This is a genomic window from Kitasatospora sp. NPDC001261, assembly GCF_042896795.1.
Lineage (GTDB): Bacteria > Actinomycetota > Actinomycetes > Streptomycetales > Streptomycetaceae > Kitasatospora.
On sequence record NZ_JBIAXP010000005.1, the window covers coordinates 62,824 to 78,022 of the forward strand.

General features: G+C 74.4%; 11 protein-coding genes and 1 pseudogene. All 12 read left to right on the plus strand.

The window, feature by feature from the left end:
* Positions 1 to 14: 14 nt before the first annotated feature.
* Positions 15 to 746 (plus strand): annotated as a pseudogene (locus tag ACFY4B_RS08850) (thioesterase domain-containing protein); the annotation flags it as partial.
* Positions 747 to 849: 103 nt separating this feature from the next.
* Positions 850 to 1,896, plus strand: coding sequence for a class I SAM-dependent methyltransferase (locus ACFY4B_RS08855; protein ID WP_049649758.1), 1,047 nt, complete (start codon positions 850 to 852; stop codon positions 1,894 to 1,896).
* Positions 1,896 to 2,927 (plus strand): histidinol-phosphate transaminase, encoded by a 1,032-nt coding sequence (locus ACFY4B_RS08860; protein WP_049649757.1) that lies wholly within the window; start codon positions 1,896 to 1,898, stop codon positions 2,925 to 2,927. The genes ACFY4B_RS08855 and ACFY4B_RS08860 overlap by 1 nt, the downstream gene beginning before the upstream one ends.
* Before the next feature lie 187 nt (positions 2,928 to 3,114).
* Positions 3,115 to 4,410, plus strand: a complete 1,296-nt coding sequence (locus ACFY4B_RS08865; protein WP_387966971.1) for an MFS transporter — start codon at positions 3,115 to 3,117, stop codon at positions 4,408 to 4,410.
* An 82-nt stretch (positions 4,411 to 4,492) separates the two neighbouring features.
* Positions 4,493 to 5,590, plus strand: a complete 1,098-nt coding sequence (hppD, locus tag ACFY4B_RS08870) for a 4-hydroxyphenylpyruvate dioxygenase (protein ID WP_387966972.1) — start codon at positions 4,493 to 4,495, stop codon at positions 5,588 to 5,590.
* Positions 5,587 to 6,738, plus strand: a complete 1,152-nt coding sequence (locus tag ACFY4B_RS08875; protein ID WP_117490519.1) for an alpha-hydroxy acid oxidase — start codon at positions 5,587 to 5,589, stop codon at positions 6,736 to 6,738. Before hppD ends, ACFY4B_RS08875 begins: the two co-directional genes overlap by 4 nt.
* 65 nt (positions 6,739 to 6,803) lie before the next feature.
* On the plus strand, positions 6,804 to 8,033 hold the full coding sequence (locus tag ACFY4B_RS08880) for a PLP-dependent aminotransferase family protein (protein ID WP_117492098.1): 1,230 nt from the start codon (positions 6,804 to 6,806) through the stop codon (positions 8,031 to 8,033).
* 80 nt (positions 8,034 to 8,113) lie between these two features.
* Positions 8,114 to 8,752 carry a bifunctional 2-polyprenyl-6-hydroxyphenol methylase/3-demethylubiquinol 3-O-methyltransferase UbiG gene (locus ACFY4B_RS08885; RefSeq protein WP_074004067.1) on the plus strand — a complete coding sequence of 213 codons (639 nt, stop codon included), beginning with the start codon at positions 8,114 to 8,116 and terminating at the stop codon, positions 8,750 to 8,752.
* Positions 8,753 to 8,976: 224 nt separating this feature from the next.
* Entirely contained in the window at positions 8,977 to 11,574 is a 2,598-nt protein-coding gene (locus ACFY4B_RS08890) for a lantibiotic dehydratase (protein ID WP_387966973.1), read from the plus strand.
* A 48-nt stretch (positions 11,575 to 11,622) separates the two neighbouring features.
* Positions 11,623 to 12,993, plus strand: coding sequence for a radical SAM protein (locus ACFY4B_RS08895; RefSeq protein ID WP_074004065.1), 1,371 nt, complete (start codon positions 11,623 to 11,625; stop codon positions 12,991 to 12,993).
* 1 nt (position 12,994) lies between these two features.
* Positions 12,995 to 14,089, plus strand: coding sequence for an arginase family protein (locus ACFY4B_RS08900; protein ID WP_074004064.1), 1,095 nt, complete (start codon positions 12,995 to 12,997; stop codon positions 14,087 to 14,089).
* The gene (locus tag ACFY4B_RS08905) at positions 14,086 to 15,138 is read left to right on the plus strand and encodes a hypothetical protein (RefSeq protein WP_387966974.1); all 1,053 of its coding nucleotides are present in this window, start codon (positions 14,086 to 14,088) and stop codon (positions 15,136 to 15,138) included. Before ACFY4B_RS08900 ends, ACFY4B_RS08905 begins: the two co-directional genes overlap by 4 nt.
* Positions 15,139 to 15,199 lie beyond the last annotated feature (61 nt).

A 15,199-nucleotide genomic window follows, 5' to 3' on the forward strand; every position in this document is an offset into this window, starting at 1 on the left:
GCCCGCCGCTGTTCTGCGTCCACCCGGCCGCCGGCATCAGCTGGGTCTACACCGGCCTGCTGCGCCACCTCGACGCCGAGCAGCCGATCTACGGCCTCCAGGCCCCCGGCCTGGCCGACCCGGCCGCGCACCCGGCCTCGGTCGAGGAGCTGGCCCGGACCTACCTCGCGCAGATCCGCGCCGTCCGCCCCGAGGGCCCGTACGCCCTGCTCGGCTGGTCGTTCGGCGGGGCCGTCGCCCACGCGATCGCCGCGCTGCTGCGCCGCCAGGGCGAGGAGGTCCGGCTGCTCGCGCTGCTGGACGCCTACCCGGGCACCGGCGAGCCGGGGCCCGAGCAGTGGCGGGACGACCCGGCGCAGCTCGCGGTGATCCTCGACTCGCTCGGCCACCCGGCCGGGGAGGTCACCGCCTGGCCCGCCGACGAGGACGGCTACGCCGCGCTCGTCCGCGACGGCGAGGGCCCGCTGGCCGGCCTCAGCGGCGCCGGGGTGGCCCGGGTGGTCTCGGTCTTCCAGGCCAACGCCGAGCTGTCCCACGAACTCCCGCTGCCCGGCTACGACGGCGACGCGGTGTTCTTCACCGCCGCCAAGGACCGGCCGGCCGACGCCCCCGACCCGGAGAGCTGGCGCCCGCACCTGGGCGGCCGGCTCGACGTCCACGAGGTGCCGAGCACCCACGGCGCGATGACGGGCACCGAGGCGCTCGCCGTCATCGGCCCGGTGCTCGCCGCCCGCCTGACCTCCTGACCTCCTGACGCACCGACTTCAGACCCCTACCGACCGCAGGCGACCGACCTGCGCACACCACGCGGACCGCACCCGGTCCGCCCACCGAGAAACGGACACCACCATGACCACTGCGGCCATCCCCGACACCTGGCGTGGCATCACCCCGTCGCCGATCACCTCGACCGACGCGTACAACGGCTTCATCGCCGCCAACGTGATCTTCGCGCTGGACCGGATCGGCCTGCTGGAGTCGATCGGGCGCGGCGAGCCGCTCTCGGCCGCCGAGGCCACCGCCCAGGCCGGCGACACCGCCCGGACCGAGGCCGTGCTGCGCGCCGCCGCCGACTACGGCTACCTCAAGGCCGACGGCGACGCCTACCTGCCCACCGAGGCGGGCCTGGAGATCGCCGCCGCGCGCGGCTACTTCACCTGGGCCGTCGGCGGCTACCACGACGTGTTCGGCCGCGCCGGCCACCTGAGCGCCGGCACCCACCGCTACGACACGGACGTCTTCCGCGACGAGGCGATGGTCGCCCTCGGCTCCGCCCAGTGCGACCAGTCGCTGTTCGCCGCCCAGCTCACCGACGTGCTGAGCGGCATCGACTTCCGGCACATCGCCGACCTGGGCTCGGGCACCTCCGCCCGGGTGCGCCGGGTGGTCTCGCAGCGCGAGGGCTCCCGGGGCCTGGGCATCGACATCAGCCGCCCGGCCACCGACATCGCCCGCCGCGACATCGTCGAGGCCGGCATGCAGGACCGGGTCACCGCCGTCCGCGCGGACGTGCTGGGCCTGCTCGGCACCCAGATCGACAACGACGCCGAGGCCGCCGAGGTGGCCGAGGTCGACACCGTGATGAGCTTCTTCCTGCTGCACGACCTGCTGGCCGACCCGGCCACCCGCTCCTCGATCTTCACCCGGATGCGGGAGTCCTTCCCGAAGGCCCGCACCTTCGTCCTCGGCGACACCATGCTGCGCGACCCGGGCACCTCCGACGGCGCCCAGCCGGTCTTCTCGGTGGGCTTCGAGCTGGCGCACGCGATGATGGGCGTCCCGCTGCACACCAAGGCCACCTACGAGGAGCTGTTCACCGAGGCCGGCCTGCGGATCGACCGCGTCGAGGCGCTGGCCACCCCGCACTCCTGGCTCTACGTCCTCCAGGCCGACTGATGGCCGGCCCGTCGGACGCCAGGTACCTGCTGGCACAGAACGAGCACCCGTACCCGCCGCTGCCGTCGGTGCTGGCGGCGCTGGCCGAGGCCAGTGCCGACCTGCACCGCTACCCGGACTTCCGTCCGGAGCGGATCGCCGGGATCGTCGCCGACTGGCAGGACGTCCCGGCCGGCCAGGTCGTGGTCGGCCACGGCTCGGCGGGCGTGGCGCTGGACCTCTTCCACGCGGTGGTCGAGCCCGGCGACAACGTGGTCCACTCGGCGCCCTGCTTCGACGCGTACCCGCTGTTCTGCGAGATCGCCCGGGCCGAGGCCCGGCCGGTCCCGCTCGGCCCCGACGCCCGGCACGACCTGGCGGCGATGGCCGAGCGGATGGACGGGCGCACCCGGATCGTCGTGCTGTGCAACCCGCACAACCCGACCGGCACGGTCTACTCCTGGGCCGAGCTGACGGAGTTCTTCCGCCGGGTGCCGGCCACCGCGCTGATCCTGCTCGACGAGGCGTACGTCGACTTCGCCCTGGGCTGGCAGGCCCCGGACGTGCCGGCCCGGATCGCCGAGTGGCCGAACCTCGTCGTGCTGCGCACCCTGTCCAAGTCGCACGGCATCGCCGCGCTGCGGATCGGCTACGCGCTGGCGGAGGAGTCCGTGGCCCAGCGGGTACGGGACCACCAGGTGCCGTACGCGGTGAACCGGCTCCAGGAGGCGGGCCTGCTCGCCGCCGTCGGCGCCGAGGACGAGATGGCGCGCCGGATCGCCGAGATCGCCGCGGAGCGGGAGCGCACCGAGGCCGAACTGCTGCGCCTCGGCTGGACGGTGGCGCCCAGCGTCACCAACTTCCTGTGGGTCGACGCCCCCGGCGACCAGCTCCCGCTGCGCGCGGAGCTGGAGCGCCTGGGCGTGGCCGTGCGCTACTACCCCGGCCAGGGCATCCGGGTCGCCATCGGCGAGAAGGACGCCAACGACGCGGTGATCGAGGGCTTCGCCGCCGTCGCCCCGCTCGCCCCGGCCCACCCGGCCACACCCTGAGCGCCCGGCGCCCGACCCGCCGACGCGCCGACCGCCCGGCGCCCTGAGCACCCCGCGTGCGTCAGGGCGCACCCCGGGCGCCCCTGCACCACCGCACAGCACCGCACCACCGCACCACCGAGCACCACGGCACCACCGCACACCCCTGCACACCCCGAAGCGCCGTCGGCGCAGCGAAGGAACCGCCATGCACCCGCTGTTGGTCCGCCCGGAGTTCCGGCGCTACCTGGCCGGGCAGACCCTGTCCGTCCTCGGTGACAGCGCCCTCTCCATCGCCCTCGGCATCTGGGCCAAGGTGCTGACCGGCAGCAACTCCGCCGCCGGTCTGGTGCTGTTCTGCTTCTCCGCGCCCCTGCTGCTGCTCCCGCTCGGCGGCCTGCTCGCCGACCGGGTCCGGCGCAAGCCGCTGCTGGTCGGGGTCAACCTGGCGGTGGCCCTCTCGCTGCTGCCGCTGCTGCTGGTCGACGGCCGGGACACGGTCTGGATCATCTACTGCACCGCCACGGTCTGCGGTCTGGCCGGAGCCGTCCTGGCCCCGGCGCAGAGCGCGCTGCTGCGCAGCATCCTGACGGAGCGTCAGGACTTCGGCGCGGCGGCCGGGTTGACCCAGAGCGCCCGGGCCGGCACCACACTGGTGGCGCCGCTGCTCGGCTCGGGCCTCTACGGCTGGTTCGGCGGGCACGTGGTGGCGGTGGCCGACCTCGTCGTGCTGCTGCTGGCCGCGCTGAGCTTCCTCACCCTGCGGGTGGAGGAGGTCAAGCCGGAGCCCTCGGGCCTGCGGTGGCGCACCGAGGTGCTGGCCGGCTTCGTCCACCTGCGCGGTTCGGTCGGGCTGCGGCCGCTGGTCGCGGCCACCGCCGCCTCCGGCTTCGTGCTGAGCCTGCTGCAGCCGGTGCTGTTCGCGCTGACCCAGCACGGGCTGCACCGCTCGCCGCAGTTCCTCGGCGTGCTGGAGACCACCGAGGCCGTCGGCGCGCTGGCCGGCTCGGTGGTCGGCGGCCTGCTGATCGGCAGGCTCGGGCCGCGCCGGACGGTCATGGCGGGCTCGGCGGTGTTCGGCCTCGGGACCGTCCTGCTGCTCGCCCCGTCGCTGTACGTGGTGTCGGCCGGCCTGGTGATCGCGGGCGCGGGCATCCCGGCCGCCATGGTCGGCCTCGCCACCGCCGCCCAGGCCTCCACCCCGCCGCAGCTGATGGGGCGCGCCCAGGCGGCCGTCAACCTCTCGCTCACCGCGCCGCAGGCGCTGGCCGTCGGCGTCGGCTCCGGCCTGGTGGCCGCCCTGGACTTCCGGGTGGTGCTCGGCGTGATGGTGGTCGGCGCGCTGCTCGCGTCCGCCCACCTGATCGGCAAGCCGGAGGCCCCGACCGAGCCGCCGGAGCCCGAGGGCCCGGACGCGGACGCGGACACCGACGAGAGCGACGGCGAGGGCGAGGGCGACGGCCCGACCGAGCCCGAGAACGCCAAGGACCTCCAGTCCACCTGATCCCGCGCACCCGCACCCGTACGCCCGCTCCACCCGATCGTCCCTCAGCACCTCCCGTCCTCCTCACGAGAGAGCTCCTCTGATGACCGACCGTTCCTCTCCCACCGTCACCCCGATCCCCGTCGAGCTGGACCACGTCGAGTTCTACGTGGCCGACCTGGGCGCCGAGACCACCCGGCTGACCACGGAGTACGGCTTCGAGCTGCTCGTCCCGCCGACCGAGCGCGGCGAGGCCGCCGAGCGCTGCCTGTCCGCGCTGGTCGGCCAGGCCTCCATCCGACTGCTGCTCACCCAGCCGCTGGCCGCCGGCCACCCGGCCACCGGCTACCTGGCCCGGCACGGCGACGGCGTCGGCGCCCTCGGCCTGCGGGTGCCGGACGCCACCGACGCGTACCGCACCCTGACCGCCCGCGGCGCCGCCGCGCTGGGCGAGCCGAAGGCCGCGGACGGCTGCGTCACCGCGGTCGTCGACGCCTTCGGCGAGGTGGTGCACACCCTGATCGAGCGCGGCCCCGAGGTCCCGGCCAGCCGCATCCCCGGCCTGCCCGACCCGGCCCCGCTGACCGGCGAGGGCCAGGTCGGCCTGCGGACCGTCGACCACTTCGCCGTCCTGGTGCCGTTCGGCGAGCTGCGCAAGACCGAGCACCGCTACCGCGAGGTCTTCGGCTTCCGGACGATCTTCGAGGAGCGGGTCGAGGTCGGCGCGCTCGGCATGGACTCGGCGGTCGTGCAGAGCGCCGACCACAGCGTCACCCTCACCCTGATCGAGCCGCTCACCGCGGACGCGGGCGGCCAGATCGCCTCCTTCCTGGCCGGCCACGGCGGCGCCGGGGTGCAGCACGTCGCCTTCGCCGCCGAGGACGCGGTGCACTCCGTCTCCACCATGGCCGAGCGCGGCGTGCCGTTCCTGCGCACCCCACAGACCTACTACGACGCGCTGCCCGGCCGCCTGACGCCGCTGCGGCACTCCTTCGAGCAGCTGCGCGAGCTGAACCTGCTGGTCGACCAGGACCACGACGGCCAGCTGTTCCAGATCTTCACCCGCTCCCAGCACCCGCGGAACACCTTCTTCTTCGAGGTGATCGAGCGCATCCGGGCCCGCAACTTCGGCAGCAACAACATCCGCGCCCTCTACGAGGCCGTGGAGCTCCAGCGCAACGCCAGCGAAGTGGCCGGATGAGCGCGTCCGTCCGCAACGAACCACCGACCGACCCGGCCGGCGGGCGCCCGGCGCTGTCCGTCGCGGAGTACGCCGACCGGGCCCGGGCCGTGCTCGCGCCCGAGGTCTGGGAGTGGCTGGAGGGCGGTGCCGAGCGCGAGTTGACGCTCGCCGCCAACCGGGCCGCCTTCGACCGGGTGGCCCTGGTGCCCCGGGTGCTGACCGACGTCAGCACCCGGGACACCGCCGCCACCCTGGTGCGCAGCCGGGCGGCCCTGCCGGTGGCGGTGGCACCCGTCGCCTACCACCGGCTGTTCCACCCCGAGGGCGAGCTGGCCTCGGCCCGCGCCGCGGCCGCCGCGGGCGTGCCGTTCACCGTCGGCACGCTCAGCAGCGTCGGCTTCGAGGAGCTCGCGAAGACCGGCGCCACGCTCTGGTTCCAGCTGTACTGGCTGCGCGACCGCGGCCGGCTGCTCGACCTGGTCAGGGCGGCCGAGGAGGCCGGCAGCGAGGCCCTGGTGGTCACCGCCGACGTGCCGTACATGGGCCGCCGGCTGCGCGACGCCAGGAACGCCTTCGCCCTGCCGTCGGACGTCCGCGCGGCGCTGCTGGAGGGCGGCGCCGCCGGGCGGGCGCACGAGTCCACCGCCGCCGTCTCGGCGGTGGCCGCGCACACCGCGGAGCTGCTCTCCCCCGGCGTCACCTGGGCCGACCTCGAGTGGCTGCGCGGCGAGACCGACCTGCCGCTGGTGGTCAAGGGCGTGCTCGACCCGGCCGACGCCCGGCGGGCCGCCGGGATCGGCGCCGCGGCCGTGGTGGTCTCCAACCACGGCGGCCGCCAGCTCGACCGGGCCGTGCCCGCCGTGACGATGCTGCCGGAGGTCGCCGAGGCGCTGGCCGGCGAGGACTGCCAGGTGCTGCTGGACAGCGGGGTGCGCGGCGGCTCGGACGTGCTCACCGCGCTGGCCCTCGGCGCCACCGGGGTCCTGCTCGGGCGCCCGCTGATCTGGGGCCTGGCGGCCGGCGGCGAGGCGGGCTGCACCGAGGTCCTCGACCTGCTCGCCACCGAGCTGCGGCACGCGCTCGGCCTCGCGGGCTGCGCCGACCCCCGGGCCGCCGCCGAACTGCGCACCACCACCCTGCCCTGCCCCGTCTGGAGCACCCCGTGACCACCATCGCCGCACCGCACGACCTGCTGCTCGCGGGCCTGCACACCTCCCTCGCCGACCCGGCGATGACCTCGATGAACCTGCTCAACGAGATCTCCATCCGCTACCCGGAGGCGGTCTCCTTCGCGGCCGGCCGGCCGGCCGAGCAGTTCTTCGAGCTGGACGCCGTCCACCGCCACCTGGACCGCTACCTCGACCACCTGCGCACCGAGCGCGGGCTGACGGAGGAGGCGGCCCGTCGGCAGGTGCTCCAGTACGGGCGGACCAAGGGGATCATCCACGAGCTGATCGCCACCCACCTCGCCACCGACGAGGGCATCGAGGTGCCCGCCGAGTCGATCGTGGTCACGGTGGGCTGCCAGGAGGCGATGTTCCTGGTGCTGCGGGCGCTGCGCCGCGGCCCCGAGGACCTGGTGCTGGCCGTCTCCCCCACCTACGTGGGGCTGACCGGCGCGGCGCTGCTGGCCGACCTGCCGGTGCGGGCGGTCGCCGACGGCCCGGACGGCGTGGACCTCGCCGACCTGCGCCGCCAACTGGCCGCCGCCCGGGCCGAGGGGCTGCGCCCGCGGGCGCTCTACCTGGTGCCGGACGTGGCCAACCCGAGCGGGGCCAGCCTGCCGCTGGAGCTGCGCCGGGAGCTGCTGGCGCTGGCCTCCGAGGAGGACTTCCTGCTGCTGGAGGACAACCCGTACTGCGTCTTCGCCGGCGAGGAGCGGCTGCCCTCGCTCAAGGCGCTGGACACCGACCGGCGGGTGGTCCACCTCGGCTCCTTCGCCAAGACGGCCCTGCCGGGCGCCCGGGTCGGGTACGTGGTGGCGGACCAGCTGGTGGCGGACGGGCAGGGCGGCACCGGGCTGTTCGCCGACCTGCTCGGCATGATCAAGAGCATGACCACGGTGAACACCTCGCCGATCGCCCAGGCCGTGATCGGCGGCGCGCTGCTGGAGCACGGCCACAGCCTGCGGGCCGCCAACACCGAGGTGGCCGCGCTCTACCGGCGCAACCTCGCGCTGGTGCTGGAGGGCCTGGCCCGGCGCTTCCCGCCCGGCTGCGGGGTGACCTGGAACGAGCCGCGCGGCGGGTTCTTCCTGGTGCTCACGGTGCCCTGCGTGGTGGACGACGCGCTGCTGGAGCGCTCCGCCTCGGAGTACGGGGTGATCTGGACACCGATGTCGCACTTCTACCCGGGGACGGGCGGGGAGCACCAACTGCGGCTCTCCGTCAGCCAGGTCGACCCGGCCACCGTCGACCGGGGGCTGGACGGGCTGGCCGCGCTGCTCGCCGCGCAGTCCTGACCGGCCCCGGAAGGGGGGCGTCCCGTCCGGGGCGCCCCCCTTCCGATCCGCTCCGACCCCCACGAGGGTAGGTTTCAGGCATGCTTGACTACCTCTCACGCACCATCGCCGCCTACGAGCACAGCGCCGACAAGTACGAGTCCGCCACCAAGGGCATGGTCCCGGACGAGGAGCTCGACCTCTTCACCGGGATGCTCCCCGATCCGGCCGGGCCGGTCCTGGACGCCGGGTGCGCCTTCGGCCGCGACACGGCCCTGCTGGCGGCCAGGGGCGTGGCGGTGACCGGCGTCGACCTGAGCGAGCCCTTCGTCGCCCGGGCCCGGGAGCTCCACCCCGGGCTGGACTTCCGGCGCATGGACGTGTGCGCGCTGGACCTCCCCGACGCCTCCTTCGCGGGCGTCTGGTCCCAGGCGACGCTGCTGCACCTCAGGGACGAGCACGTGGCGGCCGCGCTGGCCGAGTTCCACCGGGTACTGCGGCCCGGCGGGGCGCTGTTCGTCAGCTTCAAGGAGGGCGAGGGCGAGGAGGAGTTCGTCGAGTCCTTCAGCGCCGACGCCGCCCGCTTCTTCCGCTACCAGACCGCCGACCGGGTCCGCGGCCTGCTGGAGGCGGCCGGCTTCACCGGGGCCGACGTCCGCGTCGTCAACGAGCGGCAGCGCTACGGCGCCGGGCACCGCGACCTCAACTGGCTGACCGCGTACGCCCGTACCGCCTCCTGAGCCGGCAGAGCCCGGCCCCCGAGCGAGCGTCACGTTCGGGTCGAAACAGGCCGTTTGCAGCCATCCCAATCGTCGGGCCCTGGAGCACCACCACGGATTTCGGCTGACGACCGGTCAATCTCGGCCGGAAATCCGTGCGTTGACCACATCGTTATTGAACGCCCCCTCGACACGTTGTTATGGTCACGAACTGTCGTGATCAAGTCAGCCACAAGGGGGCGATCATGGACGAGCCGAAGCCGCGTCCGGACGGCGCGCGACCTCCGACGGGAGGCGACCGCACCCCGACCACCGGGGCGGACGGCGGCCCGGGGTGGTCCCTCGCCCCGGTCGCGATGCTGCGCCACGCGGGCTACCCGCTCTCGCTGCTGGACCGCGTCGTCGCCCCCTCGACCGCCCGGGCCGCCGACGCCGTCCTCGACCTGCGGGACGAAGCCGTCGAGCTGGGGCGGCGGTTGAAGGCCGACCTGCGCGCCGAGCGGGCCGGCACCCGGGGCGACCTCGCCTCCGGCGTCGGCATGCTCCGCCCCTTCCCGCCCGCCGACCTCGCCCGGCTCGAAGCCGAACTCGGCCCGGCCGCCCTGGACTCGGCCAAGCGCTACCAGGACGCGGTGCAGGCCCTGGACGGCCACTGGGAGGCCTTCGAGCGGGAGCACGGCGCCGCCCTCGCCGACGCCCGCCGGACCGTCGTGGACCTGTTCCGCGAACCCTCCCTCCAGCAGGTCCTGCTGCTGTCCAACGACGCCCGCTTCGAGGAGTTCACCGCCTGGCTCGCCTCCGGCGGCGCCGGGTCGGACGGCCACGTCAAGCGGATGACCGACCTGCTCGCCATGTACCTCCAGCGGGTCACCACCAAGAACGAGACCCACTCGCACTTCGGCCCCCTCGCCGTCGCCCGGACCGCACCGGAGGGCGCCGCCCCCGGCGTCGGCTGGTCCACCGGCCCGCTGCGCCGGATCGCCCTGCTCAGCCACTGGGCGGGCGAGGCGATGGCCGAGGTCTTCAGCGCCCGGCCGGAGGCCTTCGAGGCGGTGCGCCCCCGGCGGCGGCCCCTCGCCTTCGCCGAGGGCCCCGTCGTCCGGCTGTACGCGTTCGAGAGCACCACCGGCATGCCGGACGGCTGGCGCTTCGTCGCGGTGAAGGCCGACACCTTCGACGCCGACCGGTCCTGGCTCTGGGAGCACTGCGACGGCGAGCGCACGGTCGCCTGGCTGCGCGCCGCCTGGGCCGACCGCCCGGACCGCCCGGCCGACCGCGACTTCGACCGGGTGCTCGCCGAACTCGTCGACCAGGACTGGCTGATCGGCCGCCGGGAGATCCCGATCGGCGCCACCGACGTGCTGCGCGAACTCGCCGGACAGCTCGCCGACGACTCCCCCGACCTCGCCGTGGTGCGCCGCTTCCAGGACGGGCTGCGCCGCTTCGCCGAGGGCCCGACGGAGCAGCGCGCGGCCCTGCTCGGCGAGCTCAAGCAGGCCTTCGAGGAGGTCACCGGCTCCGCCGCCAACCGCTCCGAGGGCCGGCACTACGCCGACCGCAGCATCCTCTACGAGGAGGCGTACAGCCCGGTCAGGGACGTCGTCCTCGGCCCCGACGTCGCCGCCCTGATCGGCCGCGAGCTGTCCGTGGTCTACGACCTGACGCTGCTCGTCCCCCGGCTGCGCGTCCGCCGCGAGCTCGACATCCTGCACCGCTGGACGGCACGGCGCTTCGGCACCGGCACGCCCGTACCGCTGCCGGACTTCTACGCCGCCTTCTTCGCCGACAAGCCGCTGCTCGCCGCCGAGTGCGAGGAGGTGGACCGGGAGATCGCGGCGCTCGACCGGGAGGTCGTCGACCTGCTGCTGGACGGCGCCGAGGACGGCCGCTCCGAGAGCGTCGTCGACCGGGCCCGGCTGGAGGAGCTGCTCGCCCGCCACCCCGACACCCCGCCCGCGCTGTGCAACCCGGACGTCATGCTCGCCGCGCCGGACGCCGCCGCGATCGGCCGCGGCGACTTCCTCGCCGTCGTCGGGGACTGCCACGCCGTCCGCGAGGCGCTCACCCACTCCAGCTTCGCCTCGATGCTCCAGGCCGAGGCGCCCGAACTCCTCGACGCGGTCCACGACCGCTACCGGGGGCTGCTCGACGAGGACGAGGTGCTGGTCGACCTCTCCCGCTCGCACCCCGACAAGACCGGCGCCCAACTCACCTACCCCTGCCCGGACCTGGAGGTGTACGGGCTCTCCCCGAAGGCCCGCGGCGACGTCCTCCAGCCCGGCGCGCTGTACCTGGTGGCCACCGCCGACCGGCTGGAGCTGCGCGCCCACGGCCTGGCCGGCCGGCTCAAGCTGCTCGCCCCGCTGGCGGGCGGCCCCAGCATCCGCCAGGACCCGCTCTCCCCGTTCGCCTTCCCCCGCCACTTCGGCGGCGTCGGCGTCCGCGACCGGGACCGCGACCACGTGCCCCGCATCCGCTGCGGCCGGATCGTGCTGCACCGGGAGCGCTGGCGCGTCCCCGCCGAGGCCCTGCGCGGCTGGAGCCCCGGCGTCCACCGCTCCAAGGGCGACGCCCCGGAGTTCGCCGCCGCCCGCCGGCTGCGCCGCGAACTCGGCCTGCCGCGCCGCGGCTTCCTGAAGATCCCCGGCGAGCCGAAACCGGTCTACGTCGACTGGGAATCCCCCCTCATCGTCCGGCAGGTCTTCCGGCTCGCCCGGAAGACGGCCGCCGCTCTGGAGTTCAGCGAAATGCTCCCCGCCCCGGAGCACCTCTGGCTCGACATCGACGGAGAACGTCACACCAGCGAGCTGCGCTGTGCGGTCTTCTCGCGCCGTCCCCACTGAGTGCTCCACGTCGAGGACCCCACGCCCTCACCGACCGAAGGCACCGCCATGACCAAGAGCTGCATCGTCCAGTTGCCCTTCCCCTCCAGCCACGACCCCGACCCGAACCTCGCCCGCTACTACGACGACTACGACAGGCGCTTCCGGGCCATGCTGCCCGAGTACTTCATCCCGACCGACGGCCTGTGGGAGATGCCGCTCTGGGTCGCCCACCTGACCGCCCTGCTGAACACCGCGGGCCTGGACTCCGTCTTCCGCGACCTGTCCAGGACCCCGGCCGAGCCGGAGCACTGCGCCGAGCCGCTGCTGGAGGCGACCGCCCCCGGCGACCTGGTCCTGATGTCCCCGCTCGCCCAGAACCTCCGGCTCGCGCTGGAGGTGGCCAAGCGGCTGGAGCACGCCGGCCGGCGCGTCGTCCTCGGCGGCAACATGGCCCCGCTCGCCCCCGACGGCGCCGTGCACGCCGTGCACCGCGGCCAGCTCGACGCCACCTTCGTGCGCCGGCTCGTCGAACTCGCCTCCGGGTCCGGCGGCAGCCTGGAGAAGCCGCTGCTGCCCGGGCTGGTGTCCGACCGGATCACCTGGGCGCCGGACTACCGCCACCTCGGCGGCTACCAGGGCCGGGTCCCGCTGCTGCGGCTCAACGCCAGCCACGGCTGCCTGTACCAGTGCTCGTTCTGCGGCGACGCCTGGAGCAAGCAGCTCACCCTGGTCGCCAAGGACGCGCTCGCCCAGGAGGTCGACGAGCTGACCAGCCGGTTCCCCGACACCCGGCTCTTCTACATCGGCGACAAGACCTTCGGCCAGTCCCGCGAGGCCGTCGGCAACCTGCTGGACGTCTTCCGCGACCGCCCCGGCTACCGCTTCATCGTGCAGACCCACGTGATGCAGGTGAAGGAGTGGATCGTCGAGGCCATGCTCGAACTCGGCGTCGTCGCCGTGGAGCTCGGCTTCGAGTCGGCCGACTCGCAGATGCTCAAGCGCCTCAACAAGCTCTCCCGCGGCCTGGACGACTACACTTCGAAGATCCGTCAACTCAGCGACGCCGGGCTGAAGATCGTCCTCAACATGATGGGCGGCCTGGACGAGGAGACGGAGGCCGCGCACGGCCAGACCGTCAGCTGGATGCGGGAGAACGAATCGGCGCTGTGGCTCTTCAACCTCTACAACTTCGTCCCGTACCCGCTCACCCCGGACTTCCCCAGGCTGCGCGAGCGCATCTTCAACTGGGACTTCGCCGACTGGCGGGAGGACGCCCCGGTCGTCTACCGGCCCCGGCACCTGTCCCCCGAGGACAGCTGGGACCTGTTCCAGGAGAAGATCGCCGCGGCGCACGCCATCATCCGCGACCCGCTGCCCGCCGCCCCGGCCTCCGCCGTCCCCGGCCTGTCCGTCACCCCCGCCGCGCAGGAGAACTGACATGACCGAGCTCCCCGACTTCGAGGCCCTCCGCACCAGCGTCAAGCCGGAGGACTTCGAGCAGGACCCGCTGCCCGGCTGGGCCGGCGTCGGCACCCTCTTCGGCGCCCCCACCACCACCGCCGACCAGGTGGACGTGGGCGAGACGGGCTGGGTGGTGTCCGGCGTGCCCTACGACGCCACCGCCAGCTCCCGGCCCGGCGCCGCCGAGGGGCCGCGGGCGGTCCGCCAGGCCAGCCTGGTCTTCTCCAGCTACCTCACCAGCCTCGGCCAGTGGCGGATGCTGGACACCCGCACCGGGCAGACCTTCCGCTACCACGCGCCCCGCGTCGCGGACGCCGGCGACCTCCACATCTACCCGACGGACACCGTCAAGACCTTCCAGGCCGTCGCCGCCGAGAGCCGCCGGCTCAGCCAGAACGCCCCGCGGCTGATCTTCCTCAACGGCGACCACTCCTGCACCTTCCCCACCTTCGCCGGCTTCCGGGCCGGCCGGCTGGACCGCGGCGCCGGCCGGGTGGGGTTCATCAACATCGACCACCACTTCGACTTCGGCAACTGGAGCACCCTGCACGGGCCGCTCTACCACGGCTCCAACTCCCGCCGGATCAGCGAGATCCCGCAGATGCGCCCGGAGGACATCGCCTTCGTCGGAGTCGGGGACGTGACCAAGTACGACCAGTTCCGCGGCCTGCTGGACAGCGGCTTCCACGTCGTCCCCGGCTCCCTGATCACCCGGGACGGCGCCGCCGCGGCCCTGCGCCCCGTCATCGAGGAGCTCGGCTCGCGCTGCGACACCGTCTACGTCTCCCTCGACATCGACGTGCTCGACAGCGCCGCGGCGACCGGCACCGGGCACGTCACCATGGGCGGCATCGGCATCGGCGACCTCCTCGACGTCTACGAGGAGCTGCGGGCGCTGCCCGTCGGCGCCGTCGACATCGCCGAGATCGCGCCCCGCTACGACCCGTCCGGCGGCACCGCGCAGATCGCCGCCCGGCTGCTCTTCGAGTTCCTGTTCCGCACCGAGGTCGCCCCGGCCGAACTCGCGCCCTGGGCCCCCGGCACCCCCTCCGCACCCCTGGAGCACCGGTGAGATTCACGCCCCACGAAGCGCAGTTCGACTGTACCCCGCTGGTCTCCGGGGCCCCCGCCGAGCGCGAGCGGGCGCTGGACGACCTCGCCGCCGGAGCCGTCGAGGTCATCCACCGGACCGGCTACGCCGTCTTCCGGATCGGCCGGCTGCGACTCGGGGTCGAGGAGAGCCGCCGGCTGTCCACCGGCATCGTCGAGCGCGTCCGCACCGCGCTGATCGCCCGCGGCGCCCCCGCCCGGATGCGGCTGGAGGTCGACAAGGCGCAGCAGACCTACGTCCCCGAGGGCTACACCACCCGGACCCTGCTGCCCCACCACGACGGCCAGCACTGCTCGTACCTGACGCCCAGCCTCCAGGACGCCCCCGACTGGGACCCGGCCCAGCGCACCTACGGCGACTCCGGGTACACCACCACCGCCGCGCACAAGATGTACCAGGGCATCTTCCTGCCCGAGGTCGGCGAGGGGCTGAGCGTCACCACGTACTACGACTGGCTCGGCGTGATCGACGAGGTGCTGGAGCGGCGCGGCATCGACCGGGGCGACGACCCCGTGGCCGGCGCGGCCCGCTGGCTCGGCGGCAACCTGCGCCGCGGCCTGGAGCGCCAGCCCCAACACGGCTGCGCCTACCCGTCGGTGGGCGCCATGCTCGGGCTGGAGGAGACGTTCTGGCACGGCCTGTCCTTCCACCACAGCGAGGCGGACCTGACCAAGGAGGAGCGGCGGCGCTACCCCGCCGCCGTGCCGCTGGCCCGCGAGTGCGCCTGCGGCGAGTGCCGGGGCGAGGCGGCCCGGCTCTTCTGCCACCAGCTGCTCATGGCCACCGGCCTGACCTGGGCGCGGTTCCGCCGCCGCTGGGAGGTGCTCGCCCCGGGCGAGCACTGCGACCTGCTGCTCGGCCACAACCTGACCATGCTGCACGGCGGCCTGGCCGGCGGCGCGGGGCGGATCATCGAGCCGCTCTGCCTGGTCGTGGACGAGCCGTCCGGCCCCGAGTACGAGCGCTGGCTGGCCGCCTCCTGGCGGCGCACCCTGCCCGGGGCCCGCTGATGCGGAGGAGCCTGCCGGCGCGGGGGGCCCTGCCAACGCGGGGATCCCTGCCGGCGCGGGG